The sequence below is a fragment of the Ruegeria sp. BC1 genome, from assembly GCF_056539305.1.
In genome coordinates this window covers 25,228-39,162 of the sequence record NZ_JBQFUT010000007.1, presented here as the reverse complement: position 1 = coordinate 39,162, position 13,935 = coordinate 25,228, and the positions used below count along the sequence as shown (strand labels likewise).

The 13,935-nt window shown below is 58.8% G+C and carries 14 protein-coding genes; all 14 read right to left on the bottom strand.

The genetic code is table 11. From position 1 onward, the window contains the following. Position 1: 1 nt before the first annotated feature. Positions 2-1,270, bottom strand: coding sequence for an amino acid ABC transporter permease (locus ACR0IY_RS15010; protein WP_480674626.1), 1,269 nt, complete (start codon positions 1,268-1,270; stop codon positions 2-4). A gap of 126 nt (positions 1,271-1,396) precedes the next feature. Further along, positions 1,397-2,413: an amino acid ABC transporter substrate-binding protein gene (locus tag ACR0IY_RS15005; RefSeq protein ID WP_480674624.1), complete on the bottom strand. Its 1,017-nt coding sequence runs from the start codon at positions 2,411-2,413 to the stop codon at positions 1,397-1,399. 208 nt (positions 2,414-2,621) lie between these two features. Continuing rightward, a complete protein-coding gene (locus ACR0IY_RS15000) occupies positions 2,622-3,329 on the bottom strand; it encodes an ATP12 family chaperone protein (RefSeq protein WP_480674622.1) in 708 nt (235 codons plus the stop codon). A 4-nt stretch (positions 3,330-3,333) separates the two neighbouring features. Further along, a complete protein-coding gene (locus ACR0IY_RS14995; RefSeq protein WP_480674620.1) occupies positions 3,334-4,005 on the bottom strand; it encodes an HAD-IA family hydrolase in 672 nt (223 codons plus the stop codon). Further along, complete coding sequence (locus ACR0IY_RS14990; RefSeq protein ID WP_480674618.1) at positions 4,002-5,045, bottom strand: RluA family pseudouridine synthase; 1,044 nt, start codon at positions 5,043-5,045, stop codon at positions 4,002-4,004. Before ACR0IY_RS14990 ends, ACR0IY_RS14995 begins: the two co-directional genes overlap by 4 nt. 98 nt (positions 5,046-5,143) lie before the next feature. Then, positions 5,144-6,454 (bottom strand): replication-associated recombination protein A, encoded by a 1,311-nt coding sequence (locus ACR0IY_RS14985; protein ID WP_480674616.1) that lies wholly within the window; start codon positions 6,452-6,454, stop codon positions 5,144-5,146. A gap of 4 nt (positions 6,455-6,458) precedes the next feature. Then, positions 6,459-7,844 (bottom strand): trypsin-like peptidase domain-containing protein, encoded by a 1,386-nt coding sequence (locus tag ACR0IY_RS14980; protein WP_480674614.1) that lies wholly within the window; start codon positions 7,842-7,844, stop codon positions 6,459-6,461. A 72-nt stretch (positions 7,845-7,916) separates the two neighbouring features. After that, positions 7,917-8,972: a TauD/TfdA family dioxygenase gene (locus tag ACR0IY_RS14975; RefSeq protein WP_480674612.1), complete on the bottom strand. Its 1,056-nt coding sequence runs from the start codon at positions 8,970-8,972 to the stop codon at positions 7,917-7,919. Between the two features lie 144 nt (positions 8,973-9,116). Then, positions 9,117-10,007, bottom strand: a complete 891-nt coding sequence (locus tag ACR0IY_RS14970; RefSeq protein ID WP_480674610.1) for a DUF2950 family protein — start codon at positions 10,005-10,007, stop codon at positions 9,117-9,119. A gap of 1 nt (position 10,008) precedes the next feature. After that, positions 10,009-11,334, bottom strand: coding sequence for a DUF3300 domain-containing protein (locus ACR0IY_RS14965; RefSeq protein WP_480674608.1), 1,326 nt, complete (start codon positions 11,332-11,334; stop codon positions 10,009-10,011). 141 nt (positions 11,335-11,475) lie between these two features. Next, the gene (gene rplQ, locus ACR0IY_RS14960; protein ID WP_480674606.1) at positions 11,476-11,898 is read right to left on the bottom strand and encodes a 50S ribosomal protein L17; all 423 of its coding nucleotides are present in this window, start codon (positions 11,896-11,898) and stop codon (positions 11,476-11,478) included. Between the two features lie 118 nt (positions 11,899-12,016). Next, complete coding sequence (locus ACR0IY_RS14955) at positions 12,017-13,033, bottom strand: DNA-directed RNA polymerase subunit alpha (RefSeq protein ID WP_480674604.1); 1,017 nt, start codon at positions 13,031-13,033, stop codon at positions 12,017-12,019. Between the two features lie 114 nt (positions 13,034-13,147). Then, positions 13,148-13,537, bottom strand: a complete 390-nt coding sequence (rpsK, locus tag ACR0IY_RS14950) for a 30S ribosomal protein S11 (RefSeq protein ID WP_170462414.1) — start codon at positions 13,535-13,537, stop codon at positions 13,148-13,150. 15 nt (positions 13,538-13,552) lie between these two features. Beyond that, a complete protein-coding gene (gene rpsM / locus ACR0IY_RS14945; protein ID WP_008757392.1) occupies positions 13,553-13,921 on the bottom strand; it encodes a 30S ribosomal protein S13 in 369 nt (122 codons plus the stop codon). Positions 13,922-13,935 lie beyond the last annotated feature (14 nt).

Sequence of the window (13,935 nt, the reverse complement as noted above, 5' to 3'; positions counted from 1 at the left end):
ATTACCGCTCCACCAGTTTGACACGGTTGTTGTACCAGTTCATCACCGCCGAGATGCTCAGCGAGATGGACAGGTAGATCAGCATCAGCAGCAGAACGCATTCCAGCTCGCGGCCGGTCTGGTTCATGGTGATGCCGCCCAGCGTCCCCGTGATGTCCATGTATCCGACCGCAATCGCCAGCGACGAGTTCTTGGTCAGGTTCAGATAGTTCGAGATCATCGGCGGGATGATCACCCGCAGCGCCTGCGGCAGGATCACCAGACGCATCGTGCGGCCCGAGCGCAGGCCCAGTGCAGATGCGGCCTCGGTCTGGCCTTTTGAGATGGCCAGAATACCAGCACGGACGATCTCGGCGATGAAAGCGGCGGTGTACAGCGACAGGGCCAGCCACAGCGCGATCAGTGAATTGCGCAGATGGGTGCCGCCTGTGAAGTTAAAGCCTTTCAGTTCGGGGTAACCAAGATGGAAGCCCAGCGCGCCCAGCAGGATGGCTGACGGAACGAAAAACAAACCCAGTTGGATGTGCCAGATTGTCGGGCGGTCGCCCGTCTTTTCTTGTGTGGTATTGGCCCAGGCCGACACCTTGCGCATGGCAAAGATGCTGCCGCCGATCACAATCAGAAACGCGATCAGGTCCAGCGACACGTCAAAACGCAGGCTCGTTGTGCCAAACAGATGGATGTCACCCAATCCGCGCGAGAAAAGGAACTCTGGGATATAGACCCCGCGGTTGGTGACGGCGACCGAGTCGAACAGCTTCATTGTCGCCTCGGGGTCTTCGCCCCGGAACGCACGCGGTGCAGGCAGGCTTTCGATCAGGATTGCCATGGCAAACACGATCCACAGCAGAACCGGCACGTTGCGGAACATCTCGACGTAAACGGTCATGATTCGGGCGACGAGCCAGTTGTTGGACAGGCGCAGAACGCCGACCATCACACCAATGATCGTGGCTGTAATACAGCCCAGAACCGCAACAACCAACGTGTTCAGAAGCCCGATGAAAGCAGCGCGCAGATGGGTATCGCGCGAATCGTATTCCAACAGCCGCTGGTTGATATCATAGCTGGCCGGGTCGGCGAAAAAGCCAAACTCGACCGTTTTGCCCAACGCTTCAAGGTTCTGAATGGTGTTGCTGATAAGCCAGGCTGCCAGAAGCATGAAACCAATCATAGCGATGACCTGTATGGTCGCAGATCGGTACCGCGTATCGTAAAGGAGCATGGACAGCCGGAAGTGCTCCTTCGGCGGGTCAGTGAGTGTCGTCATGACCTATGTTTTTCCCCGTTCATCCCGAATTCAGCCGACGAAGTTTGTCTTCGTTCAATCTATCCGGGAGTGATTCTTATTTATCGAAAAAGGGCGCGGGTTACCCCGCGCCCTTTTCCATGGATTTTAGCGGAAAGGCGGTGCGTAGAGCAGGCCGCCATCAGTCCACTGTGCGTTCAAGCCGCGTGCCAGACCGATCGGAGTTTCCTCACCGATGTTCTTGGCAAACACTTCGCCGTAGTTACCGCCGACTTTGATAGCGCGCTGTGCCCAGGTCGCGTCGAGGCCCAGCATCTCACCCAGAGTGCCTTCGCTGCCCAGCAGACGGTTCACTTCGGGGTTGTCGGTGCCTGCGGCCATCTCGTCGATGTTGGCCGAGGTTATGCCCAGCTCTTCGGCTGCGATCAGCGCGTTGAGGGTCCAGCGGACCACATCACCCCACTCGTGGTCGCCGTGACGGACCAGCGGACCCAGCGGCTCTTTCGAGATGATTTCGGGCAGGATCACGTGATCACCTGCGTTTTCAAAGGTGGCGCGGGTCGCCGCCAGGCCGGATGCGTCGGTGGTGTAGACGTCACAAGCACCAGCCAGGTATTGCTGCTGCGCTTCGGCGTTGGTTTCGACCGGAACCGGCTCGTAGCTCATGTTGTTGATGCGGAAGAAATCCGCCAAGTTCAGTTCAGTCGTGGTGCCGGTCTGAATGCAGACTGTTGCGCCGTCCAGTTCCTTGGCCGAGCTCACGCCCAGCGATTTTGGAACCAAAAAGCCCTGACCGTCATAGTAGTTGATGCCCACGAATTCGAACTTCAGGTCAACATCGCGGCTGAAGGTCCATGTGGTGTTACGGGCCAGCATGTCGATCTCGCCCGAGGCCAGCGCAGTGAAACGCGTCTTGCCGGTGGTCGGAATAAACTCGACTGCAGTCGGATCGTCCAGAACAGCGGCTGCAACGGCGCGGCACACCGCAACGTCAAAGCCTTGCCATTCACCATTGGCATCCGGGCTAGCGAAACCGGGTACGCCAGTTGCAACGCCGCAATTTAGCTTGCCGCGTGCCTTGACGTCGTCCACGGTTCCCGCCATCGCAGCGCCTGCGGCCAGGCCGACGATTGTGGCCGCGCCCAAGATTACGGATTTTTTCATTTTTACCTCTTCCTGATTTTCCACCCCTTTTCAGGGACGGCTCTGTCCGGCACCTCTGGCACCAGAAAGGTTTCCCCAAAGGTGTCTCCCCTTTAGTGGGCACGAGTTTGGGCGCAATCATAAACAAACGTCAAGGGTTGGTTCAGGGAAAACGATGAGACAATCCAAAGATGACTCATTCAACGTCCAAGATTCGGGCCGTAAAGGATCACTTCGAGAGGTCGAAGAACCGTTTTGCGTGCAGAAAGGCCGCCTTTTTGATTTCGGTGGTTGCGTGGGCTTCATCATCATGGCCCCACTGTTCAATCTGCCAATGCTCATCCAGGCGGGAAATTTGCCAGATATCCTCTGCGTCCCGCCAGTTCAGGGCCGAGGCGAACCCCAGAACAAGAGACCCGGACAAGCTAACGAGATCGTGGAAAGCCGCGAGTTGGAAATCATTTAGTCCATGTACACGCAGCCTGAGGGTCGTCAGCGCCACCTCGGACTGGGGTTGATGCACGACGCCGGCAACCGGCAACAACCGCGCAGAAAGCGCGTCTGATGCCCATTCCAACGCAGGGTCCCATTGTTCGGCTTGCCGCTGTTGCAACTCCTGCGGGTGAGTTGCCCGATAGCATAACAGGTCCGAATCGCCATAGTCGGCCAGCATGTCCGCAACCTCGGCGTGTTGGTGACGAACCTTGTCGATGGCCGCATTTGCTGAACGGGTAAAAGGCATCAGGGTCGGATCAACCTCTTTTTCCTGCGCGTCCCACTCGGCGGCAACCTCGTCGGCCATGGCGCGCGTGGGCAGGATCAAGGCGGCTTTGGCCGGGGTTTTGACACGGCGGCCATCCAGTTCGACGGTAAATCCGCCTTCGGCTTCGACCACCAAACTTTCGGTCCAAAATCGCTTCGGCTTCCAATCGCTCATGTCTTCAGGTCCAGATCGTATCCAACGCTTGCGGCAGCTGGTCAAAAGTTTCAATAACGCAGGTCGCGCATTCTAGAGCGGACCGGTCGTGATAGCCCCATGTCACACCGATCCCCGCCACCCCTGCGGCCTTGGCCATATCCATATCAAATCGGGTATCCCCGACCATGACAGCCTGCACGGCGTCGACACCGGTTTCCGCCAGCGCCGTGTCGATCATCGACGGGTGCGGTTTCGAGGGGTGGTGATCGGCAACCTGCCGGGTGATGAAAAAGCGGTCCAGTTCGTGTGCTTCGATCAGCGCATCCAAACCGCGCTGCGATTTGCCGGTGGCCACGCCCAGCAATACCTCGGGGACTGCATGCAGCTTTTCAATGGTCTCTCTGGCTCCGGGATAGAGCGGTGAGCTGCCTGCACCCAGCTCTAACCGATGGGCGTGATAAGCCTGCTTGTAGCCCTCAACCAGACGGCGCTGGACGCCGTCAGATTGATCTGATGCCAACTGCGACATGGCAACCGGCAACGACAGACCAACGATGGACAGAATCGCATCCCGCTCGGGCACCGGCAGGGACAGCGCATCAAAACTGGCCGTCATCGCCGCCACGATGCTGCCCTGGCTGTCGACAAGCGTTCCGTCCACGTCAAACAGAACCAAACGCAGCGGCACGCTCATTGCAATTCCTCGAACGGGTCGTCTGCTGCCAGATCTTCGGTCCAGCCAAAGGTGTCCCAGCTGTGTTTCATGTGCTCGGGCAACGGCGCGGTGACGGTGATGGTCTTGCGGGTCACCGGATGCTGGAAGGACGCCTGCCGTGCGTGCAGGTGCAGTTTCTTGCTGATGATCCCACCCAGTTGCGCGCCCCAACCATCGCCCAGGTTCTCTTGCCCCGAGCCGCCATATTTCCCGTCACCAATGATCGGATGCCCAATCGCTGCCATATGTGCCCGCAGTTGGTGGGTGCGCCCGGTGATCGGTTCCATCGCCACCCATGCGGCGCGTCCAGCCACCCGGTACAACGTCGCATAAAGCGTATGTGCCCGTTTCGCGCCCGGATTGTCGTCGATCTCGTTCAGGTGTACGGCGATCATCTTTTCACCCTCACCGTGCTTGCCATGACCCGGAGCCTTAACCAGCCCAGTCTTGATCTCACCCAGATACGGGGTCGGCACCCCGGCCACCAACGCCCAATAGATTTTGCGTGTGTCGCGGTGGCGGAACGCAGCGGTCAGCCCGTTGGCAGCCTCGCGCGTACGGGCCAGCAGCAAAACGCCGGATGTGTCCTTGTCCAACCGGTGCACAAGGCGGGGGTTCTCGTCATAACCGAAGCGCAGTGCCTCGGACAGGCTGTCCACATGGCGCGTCTGGCCGCTGCCGCCCTGCACGGGCAGACCGTGGGGTTTGTTCAGCGCTAGCACATGATCGTCCCGGTAAATCACGCAGGATTGGATCATCTTGGCATCAGCGTCCGAAATGCGACGGTTAACCTCGGCAGGTCTGTGATCGACATCGGGCAAGGGCGGCACTCGCACGACCTGACCGACCTCTAGCCGGGTCGAGGCCTTCACTCGTCCGCCTTCAACGCGAAGCTCACCTTTGCGGCACATCTTTTCGATGCGTCCCTGGCTGACATGCGGAAACAGGCGGCGCAACCACCGGTCAAGCCGCTGGTCGCCGTCACCTTCCGCCACGGTGATCATCTGTACGCCGCTCATGCCGATATCCCCTGTGTCGCGCAGATTTTCCGCGCGGCAAGCCTGCCTATAAGTGCCCTAGAAAACATGCGCGTCTGTGGCGTGCTAAGGGCCAAGAGTCAACCGTTTCGCTGTGCCCGCAGCTTGGCAAAATAGTCCAGACGCTTCTTCAACTCTCGCTCAAACCCACGTTCGACCGGTTGATATAGCTCGGGCCGTTCCATACCGTCGGGAAAATAGTTCTGTCCCGAAAATCCATCCTCGGCGTCATGGTCATAAGCATAACCTGAGCCATAGCCCTGATCCTTCATCAGCGAGGTCGGGGCGTTCAGGATATGTTTGGGCGGCGGCTCACTGCCCGACTGCTTGGCCAACCGCATCGCGGCTTTGTAGCCCACATAAGCCCCATTCGACTTTGGGGCCAACGCCAAATACACAAGCGCCTGTGCCAGCGCCAATTCTCCCTCGGGGCTGCCCAACCGTTCGTAGGTCTGCCAGGATTGCAAGCAGATCGCCTGAGCTTGCGGGTCTGCCAGACCGATATCCTCAACTGCCATCCGCGTGATCCGTCGCGCCAGATAGCGGGGGTCCTCGCCGCCTGTCAGCATCCGCGCAAACCAATAGAGCGCGGCGTCCGGGTCGGAGCCGCGCACCGATTTGTGCAAGGCCGAGATCAGGTTGTAATGCTCATCGCCAGATTTGTCGTACTTTGCCGCCCGGCGCATCAGACGGGTCGACAGCGCATCCGAGTCCAAAGGCGCATCGACCTTCCACGCCGCAACCTGTTCGATCAGGTTCAACAGTGTGCGTCCATCGCCATCGGCCATTTCCTGCAGCGCCTCGCGGGCAGGGCCGGTCAGCGGCAGCGCGCGGTCCAGCTCTTTTTCCGCCCGTTGAGTCAGCCGCTCCAGATCGGCCAGGCTGAGCCGCTCCAGCACCAGAACCTGCGCCCGGCTGAGCACAGCTGCGTTCAGCTCAAACGACGGATTCTCGGTGGTGGCCCCAACCAGCAGGATTGTGCCGTCTTCCATATGGGGCAAAAACCCGTCCTGCTGCGCCTTGTTGAACCGGTGGATCTCATCCACGAACAGCAGTGTACCCTGCCCGTTTTGACGGCGGATCTTGGCGGCCTCGAACACTTTCTTGAGGTCCGGCACACCGGTGAAAATCGCGCTGATCTGAACAAAATGCAGATCGGTTTCCTGTGCCAAAAGCCGCGCGATGGTGGTTTTCCCCACACCCGGCGGCCCCCAGAACACCAGGCTGGACAGGCTGCCCGAGGCCAGCATGACACCCAACGGCGCGTCCGGGCCCAGCACCTGTTCCTGCCCGATCACCTCGGCCAGCGACTGCGGCCGCAGCCGATCAGCCAGCGGACGATGCGCGGCTGATGCGGGCTCGGCAGCCCCGGTGTCAAACAGGTCGCTCATGGATTTACAGCCGGAACCGAAGTGAGACCGAACGCCCGCCCCTGAGGATATCCAGATTGATCCTGCGGCCAGGATCGGTCAACGCATCCACCACATCACTTGGGTGGTTAATCTGCTCGCCATTGATGCTGTTCACCACATCACCGACATGCAGCCCCGACCGACCACCATACGGCCCCGCATCGATCACGACGACTCCGGTCTGTGACAGCACCAGCCCCATCCGCGAGATCACGGCCGGGTTAACGCGCGACACCGTCAGGCCCGGCATCACAGTCTGGTCATCCAGAGTGGTTTCTTCGGCAGCCGGGGTTTCCGGTGCCTCGACCAGGGCAATTTCGACCTCGGCCCTCTCGTCCCCGCGCAGGCGCGTCACGACCGACGTGCCACCAACCCCCGCCACCGACATGCGGAATTTCATCTCGGCCGGAGAGTTCACCTCATCCCCGTCCACATGGGTCACCACATCGCCCACGCGCAACCCGGCTTCGGCCAGTGGACTCAGAGAATGCAGGTCGGAAATCACCACCCCAAGCGGGATCGCCAACCCCAGAGACTCGGCGATATCTGCGCTCATGTGCTGACCTGCCATGCCGGCCCAAGGGCTTACAAAACTGTCATTGCCTGCTTGCGCCTGCCGCAGAAATTCGGCCACCAAATTGGCCGGAATTGCGAACCCGATGCCGTTGGACCCGCCCGACCGCGTGAGGATTGACGTGTTGATCCCGATCAGATCGCCATTCACGTCAATCAGCGCGCCGCCGGAATTGCCGGGATTGATCGCCGCATCAGTCTGAATGAAATAGCCGCGCGCATTGCCCGTCGCTGTGCCCGTACGCGCCAGTCCCGAGATGATGCCCGATGATACCGTCTGCCCGACGCCAAACGGGTTCCCGATGGCCAGCGCCAATTCACCGACCGCGACATGGTCAGAATCGCGCAATTGCAGGAATGGCAGGTCCTCGGCCTCTTGCAGCCGCAATATGGCGATGTCGCTTTCCTTGTCGCCCAGCACCACCTGCGCGGAAAACTCACGCCGATCCGTTGTTACCACGCGGATTTCCGTGGCCGTGCCCACGACGTGATAATTGGACACTACATAGCCGTCATCGGTCAGGATCACGCCGGATCCAAGCGAGTTTTGAACCCGTGGGCGGGGCGCACCAAACCCTCCACCAAAAAAGTCCTGAAAGAACGGGTCCGAGAACAAGGTGTTCGCCCGCCCCTGCCGCACGATCTTGGCATAGATATTGACCACCGCAGGTGAGGCCTGCTTGACCACAGGGGCAAACCCCAGCGATATCTCGGCCTGAGATTGCGGGACGCGTGTTTCTGCCGTGGCAACGGAAGCGCAGGCAAGGGAAAGAGCGATTAGTGTCGCGCGAAACATCAGGACCTCAACGTACAAATCTGCGTTGGATATGCGCCCCTGCGAAAGGTATTGCAAGTATGGGGTGGCCGTTCAATCCAGTGGCGCGTGCAGCCGCGTGCCCTTGGTGATGATCCCACCACGATTGCCCACCTCTATCTCGCCATAACGTTGTTTGAAAACTTCGGGCAATTCGCGATCACCTTGGGGTGACAACCACAGACGGAACAAATGGCGTCGCCGGGTCGGATCGGCCCAATCGGTGAAACCTGTTCGGTCGTGCAGTTGCGAGTGATTGTAGACGAACTGCATATCGCCGGGTTGCAATCGCATGGCCAGATAGAGGTCAGGGTCATTGGCCAGCGCATCGAATCTATCCAGTGCTGCCACATGATCAGACGTCAACCGCATGGCGTCGGGGAACCTCTGTGCACTGTCGATGTACTGGCGCTGATAGAACACCGTGAGCTTACCGCCGTGCCAGCTGAACGGCGGGATCGTCATGAAGGGCTGCATGCCCTCCGGGACTTCGCCCCGCCTATCGGTAGCAATAGGATCGAACAGGCGCTCCAACAGGTCCGGGCACTCGGCCCGCATCCGGTTATAGATGGCTTCGGCGCTGACCAGCAGAGAATCTCCGCCCTCTTTGGCATCGCGCAGGCATAACAGCCCGACGATATCGGCACTGTCGGTGTGAAAGGTCTGCCGCTCATGGGTCTGATAAATCCGCGTATTCGGGTCCTTTGCATCTGCGCCGATGTCACGAACATGCCCTAGAATATGGCCCTGCGCATTCTGCGAGCGCGCCGACCCCAAATGTGCACCAACGCCACAAAAGATCGCCGCTGCCATTTCCTGCGAATACGACTGCACCGGAAGACCCCGGATCACCTCGAAACCAATCCCGGTTATCAACTTGTCCTGCAAATTGTTCAGATGGCGATCAAATCGCTGCAACGGGAAATCCGCCTTCTCGATTTCCCCAATATCCTGCCCCAAACTCAGGTAATGACGCGCGGCCTGTTCAAGATCAACGATGTCCTCGGGTGATAGATCGATAATCCAGTCCCCTCGCCGACCTGCCATCTCTCGACCCGTCCAAACAGATGGGCCCGTGAGTTCAACGGGTATCTCAGATAGTATCGTCATGCCTTGCCCTCCGGTGCACCCTCACAGAATGCCGAGAGGCCGCTGGACAGTCATCCACTGAATTCGCCGCAATCGGCGTGAATGCGACGCCAAGTTTGCGACTTCAGCCTACAAAGATCGTTCCTTCAGGTGCGTGAACACACATCACTCGACAGGTGCCCAGTCAGAGCCGGGATCATATGTCGTGATTTCGTCCGCCTTTTCGAGCGTCTCAGGCCCAAAATCGGCTTCGTAAACCACTCCGTTCTCGCCCACCAAAAAGGAATGCACTCCGGTTTCACCGTAATCCGCAGGGACCGCAAGCAGCGCATGACCAGCAACGAACTGGTCGCCAACGAAATAGGAATAGGCACCGCCAGGTGCGTTCGGGCCCTGACCACTAAGGATCGTGTAGTAATAGCCAAGGAAGGGTTCGGCTTCATAGTCCGTTTCACCGTCGCTCCAGCCTGACGCAGCAGCGCGGGCCAAGGCCGCGCCAACGAAACTATCCTCATCAGGCCAGAACAGGCCATTTCTCTCATCCGGGTCTGCAATGATCGTCTGGGCGAATTCCATAACACCGTCGCCGTTGTGATCGACCAGCCGGAACGCCGCCTGAAGATCAACATACGCCTCAAGCAACTCGATCACTTCCAACTCGTTCAGACCGATTTCGCGGGCCGAGAGTTCTTCGATCCCGGCTTCAAGATCGAAGTGCCAGCCCGCGTCACTGCGCGAAATGGGGATCGGAAAGGGCCAACTGTCTTCTCCCAGCACCAGAACAACCCCATCATCTTCCGGCTGGAAGCGATACCCCTCGGCATACATGCCAAGCACTTCTTTTCGTCGTTCCTGATCTTCGGCGGGGTCACCAGTTCCGATCAGGTCTTCGGCTTCAGGTCCGAAAATCTCCAGCAGCTTGCTCTGATCCTCTGCCCTCAGGGCCTCTACAAAGGCGTCCAGTGCGGATTGCGGCGTGTCAAATTGCGCTCCGTCCGACAAGGCGGGGCCAGAAGTCGCGGCAAGAAGCAAAATGGAAAACACTGATTTACGCATCTTATCTTCTCCGCTTTCCTTTGGCGGCGTGCCCGCGTTTGGACGCGCTTTTGGTTCTGCTTCCTGACGCTTTTTTCCTCATCGCCTGACCTTTAGAAGCGGAGGGCTTGCGCTGTGCCGCTTTCTTGGCCTGAGGCTTTTTAGCGGCTTGTGGTTTCTGCTTCACCGGCTGTTTCGCGGTCGATGGCTTTTGCCTGGTGCGATCAACAGCTTGTTTCTTGGCCGCCGCCTTGTCGCGATCTACATTGCCACGATCCACCTGAGGCAAATTATTTTTCCCGCCACTTCGATTGGCCAAAGCGCCGCCTGCTACGGCCCCGGCCCCAACAGCGGCCGCTGCGGCACGATCTCGGCTAATATCGGCGGCACCGGACTCGCGGCTTAACTTGTCGCGCAGTTCATCCGTACGGCCTTCGGGGCGGTTGACTGGCAAGTCACCCCGATTGCCTTCAGGTCTTTTGTGATCCGAAATCTTGTCCCGCGCCTGCTGCTGGCGGTCGGGTTCAGGCTTCCAACCAATATCGGTCCGATCGCCCAGGTCGATATCATTGCCGATATTGACGTTCCCGTCGACATCAATGTCGATATCCGGGTTCCTATAGATTGGCCCGCCGCCCCAACCGCCACAATTGCGGCAGCCCCAGTAATCATACCAGTCATCGTCATCATCGAAAATCTCGTCGATCAGCGCGACGGTGCCAAAGGTCAAAAGAGCCGCACCAACAACATCCCCGGTCGACGGCCCGGTATAAACGGTTTCGGGATTGTATTGCGGTACATACACTGTTTCGGGTTCTGTCGGTGTGACGATGATCGTATCGTCGTCAGATACTTCGACGGTCTGTTCCGGGCCGGACACCAGCGCGCCACTGTCAATGGCCTGATCCCGCATCACCTGAACGGCGTCCATCACATCATCGGACTGGGCCAGCATCGCGGTACCCATCGTTTCGGTCCAGTCGATATGGGTCGCCATCTGGCCAACAACCTCGGGGAAGGCCGTCGCCAATACGCTGACCGACGGGTCCCATCCCATTGCGTCAATCTCCAGCTCCAGTTCGGCTGGATCGCGGTCAGCATTATCCAGAAGGAAACGCTCGGCCTTCACAATTTCCAGCGGCTGCGTGGCGGCGACAAATATCTGAATGACCAGCGTGTCCGGATATAGAGCCACCGGAGCAACCAAAGTCTGAAGCTCGGCATCGGTCAGAAGATCAGAAGTGTCTGCTGACGCCTCGACAGTTTCCGCAGTGTCGTCAGAGGTCTCTTGTGCGTGTAACACCGAGGAAGCGCCAATACTGAGCGCAAGGATTAGATACCTAAACATATTGCGATCCTTCAATTTCTTTAAGGATCACCCAAGTTCGCGATTCTGGCAACAGGAGGGCATTCAGCGCTCTGATACCAAGAAACAAAAAAACCCCCACGTCCAAGACGCGGGGGTTTGAAATCAGAAAGCCAGGCTTTCTTATTCTTCGTCTGCTGCCTCTTCGGCGGCAACGCGGGCTTTGTCGGCCGCGCCTTTGGCATCGACGTCACGATCAACGAATTCGATGATCGCCATCGGAGCCATGTCGCCATAGCGGAAGCCAGCTTTCAGGATGCGGACATAACCGCCCTGACGCTCGGCGTAGCGGGGACCCAGAACTTCGAACAGCTTCGCGACGTCTTTGTCTTCTTTCAGCTGTGCTGCGGCCTGACGACGAGCGTGCAGGTCGCCGCGCTTGCCCAGAGTGATCAGCTTTTCGATGACCGGGCGCAGTTCTTTTGCTTTGGGCAGAGTCGTTTTGATCTGCTCATGCTCGATGAGCGAGCCAGCCATGTTCGCAAACAGCGCCTTGCGGTGCTCATGTGTACGGTTCAGGCGGCGGTAACCACGTGCGTGACGCATTGTTCAATTCCTATCTTGCGTTTTTACTTTGTCTGGCCGGCGATGCGTGTCACCGGCTCTCCTTGGGGCATCATCGCCCTTGATGTCCCCGGAAGCCCGGGCATTTGGGAAGACGCGTTTAGAACGCGTCTTCGAATTTCTTGGCCAGATCTTCGATGTTGTCGGGCGGCCAGTCCTCGACATCCATGCCGAGGTGCAGACCCATACCGGACAGCACTTCCTTGATCTCGTTCAGCGATTTGCGGCCGAAGTTCGGGGTGCGCAGCATCTCGGCTTCGGTTTTCTGGATCAGATCGCCAATGTAAACGATGTTGTCGTTCTTCAGGCAGTTTGCCGAACGGACCGACAGTTCCAGCTCGTCCACTTTCTTCAGCAGCAGCGGGTTGAACTCCAGACCATCGTCCTCGTCCTGGCGGCCAGCCGCTTCGGGCTCGTCGAAGTTGACGAAGATCGACAACTGATCCTGCAGGATACGAGCGGCGAATGCCAACGCGTCTTCCGGGGTGATCGAACCGTCTGTTTCGATCTTCAGGGTCAGCTTGTCATAGTCCAGAACCTGACCTTCACGGGTCGGCTGAACGTCATAGGCAACCTTCTTGACCGGCGAATAGATCGCGTCGATCGGGATCAGACCGATAGGCGCATCTTCCGGCTTGTTCTTTTCAGCCGAAACATAACCCTTGCCGGTGTTGACGGTCAGTTCCATGAACAGGTCGGCGCCATCGTCCAGGTGGCAGATCACGTGGTCGCGGTTCAGAACCTCGATGCCGGCGCTTTCGCTGATGTCGCCAGCGGTGACAACAGCGGGGCCTTTGGCATTGATCGACAGGCGTTTGGGGCCTTCGACTTCCATACGCAGTGCAACCTGCTTGAGGTTCAGGATGATGTCGGTGACGTCTTCACGTACGCCTGCAACGCTCGAGAACTCGTGCAGGACGTTGTCGATCTGGACGCTGGTGATGGCCGCGCCTTGCAGCGAGCTCATCAGAACGCGGCGCAGCGCGTTGCCCAGGGTCAGACCAAAACCACGCTCCAGCGGCTCAGCAACCAGGGTTGCCTGACGTGCAGGATCGTTGCCCGGCTTGGCTTCCAGCTGGGTCGGCTTGATCAATTCAGCCCAATTCTTGTGGATCATGTAATCCCTCCATTCCTGTCCGCGCCCCATGACCAACAAGGTGCAGACGCCCGAGGTTCAAAATGACGTGCTGGGGCCGTGCAAAAACACAGCCCCAGCTCAATTCAAAATCGCTTAGACGCGACGACGCTTCGGCGGACGGCAGCCGTTGTGAGCGATCGGTGTCACGTCGCGGATCGACGTGATGTTGAAGCCCACGGCAGCCAGTGCGCGCAGAGCCGATTCACGACCCGAACCTGGGCCCTGAACTTCGACTTCCAGCGTCTTGACGCCATGTTCCTGCGCCTTCTTGCCTGCATCTTCTGCAGCCATCTGAGCGGCGTAGGGTGTCGATTTCCGCGATCCCTTGAAGCCCATGGTACCGGCAGACGACCACGAGATCGCGTTGCCCTGTACGTCCGAGATCAGGATCTTGGTGTTGTTGAAGGTCGAGTTCACATGGGCAACGCCCGATGCGATGTTCTTACGCTCTTTGCGCTTGATGCGAGTCTTATCGCGTGCCATCAGTCAGACCCTCCCTTATTTCTTCTTACCAGCGATGGCCTTTGCGGGGCCTTTGCGGGTACGAGCGTTGGTGTGGGTGCGCTGACCGCGAACCGGCAGGTTGCGGCGGTGACGCAGACCGCGATAGCAGCCCAGGTCCATCAGGCGCTTGACGTTCATCTGAACTTCACGACGCAGGTCACCTTCAACGGTGAAGTTGGCGTCGATGTGCTCGCGGATGGCCAGAACTTCGGCGTCGGACAGTTCGTTGACGCGACGATGCGCTTCAATGCCCACGGCTTCGCAGATCGCTTTGGCCGAGGTGTTGCCGATACCGGTGATATATGTGAGGGCGATTGGTACCCGCTTTGCAGTCGGGATGTTTACGCCGGCAATACGTGCCACGTGTCACTTTCCTT

What these genes read in the sequence shown, in the direction of transcription:
- ACR0IY_RS14955 (WP_480674604.1), bottom strand. Translation starts at nt 13,033, where the DNA reads ATGATCCACAAGAATTGGGCTGAATTGATCAAGCCGACCCAGCTGGAA.
- ACR0IY_RS15000 (WP_480674622.1), bottom strand. Translation starts at nt 3,329, where the DNA reads ATGAGCGATTGGAAGCCGAAGCGATTTTGGACCGAAAGTTTGGTGGTC.
- ACR0IY_RS14995 (WP_480674620.1), bottom strand. Translation starts at nt 4,005, where the DNA reads ATGAGCGTGCCGCTGCGTTTGGTTCTGTTTGACGTGGACGGAACGCTT.
- ACR0IY_RS14980 (WP_480674614.1), bottom strand. Translation starts at nt 7,844, where the DNA reads ATGTTTCGCGCGACACTAATCGCTCTTTCCCTTGCCTGCGCTTCCGTT.
- ACR0IY_RS15005 (WP_480674624.1), bottom strand. Translation starts at nt 2,413, where the DNA reads ATGAAAAAATCCGTAATCTTGGGCGCGGCCACAATCGTCGGCCTGGCC.
- ACR0IY_RS14965 (WP_480674608.1), bottom strand. Translation starts at nt 11,334, where the DNA reads ATGTTTAGGTATCTAATCCTTGCGCTCAGTATTGGCGCTTCCTCGGTG.
- ACR0IY_RS14970 (WP_480674610.1), bottom strand. Translation starts at nt 10,007, where the DNA reads ATGCGTAAATCAGTGTTTTCCATTTTGCTTCTTGCCGCGACTTCTGGC.
- ACR0IY_RS14985 (WP_480674616.1), bottom strand. Translation starts at nt 6,454, where the DNA reads ATGAGCGACCTGTTTGACACCGGGGCTGCCGAGCCCGCATCAGCCGCG.
- rpsK (WP_170462414.1), bottom strand. Translation starts at nt 13,537, where the DNA reads ATGGCACGCGATAAGACTCGCATCAAGCGCAAAGAGCGTAAGAACATC.
- rplQ (WP_480674606.1), bottom strand. Translation starts at nt 11,898, where the DNA reads ATGCGTCACGCACGTGGTTACCGCCGCCTGAACCGTACACATGAGCAC.
- ACR0IY_RS15010 (WP_480674626.1), bottom strand. Translation starts at nt 1,270, where the DNA reads ATGACGACACTCACTGACCCGCCGAAGGAGCACTTCCGGCTGTCCATG.
- ACR0IY_RS14975 (WP_480674612.1), bottom strand. Translation starts at nt 8,972, where the DNA reads ATGACGATACTATCTGAGATACCCGTTGAACTCACGGGCCCATCTGTT.
- ACR0IY_RS14990 (WP_480674618.1), bottom strand. Translation starts at nt 5,045, where the DNA reads ATGAGCGGCGTACAGATGATCACCGTGGCGGAAGGTGACGGCGACCAG.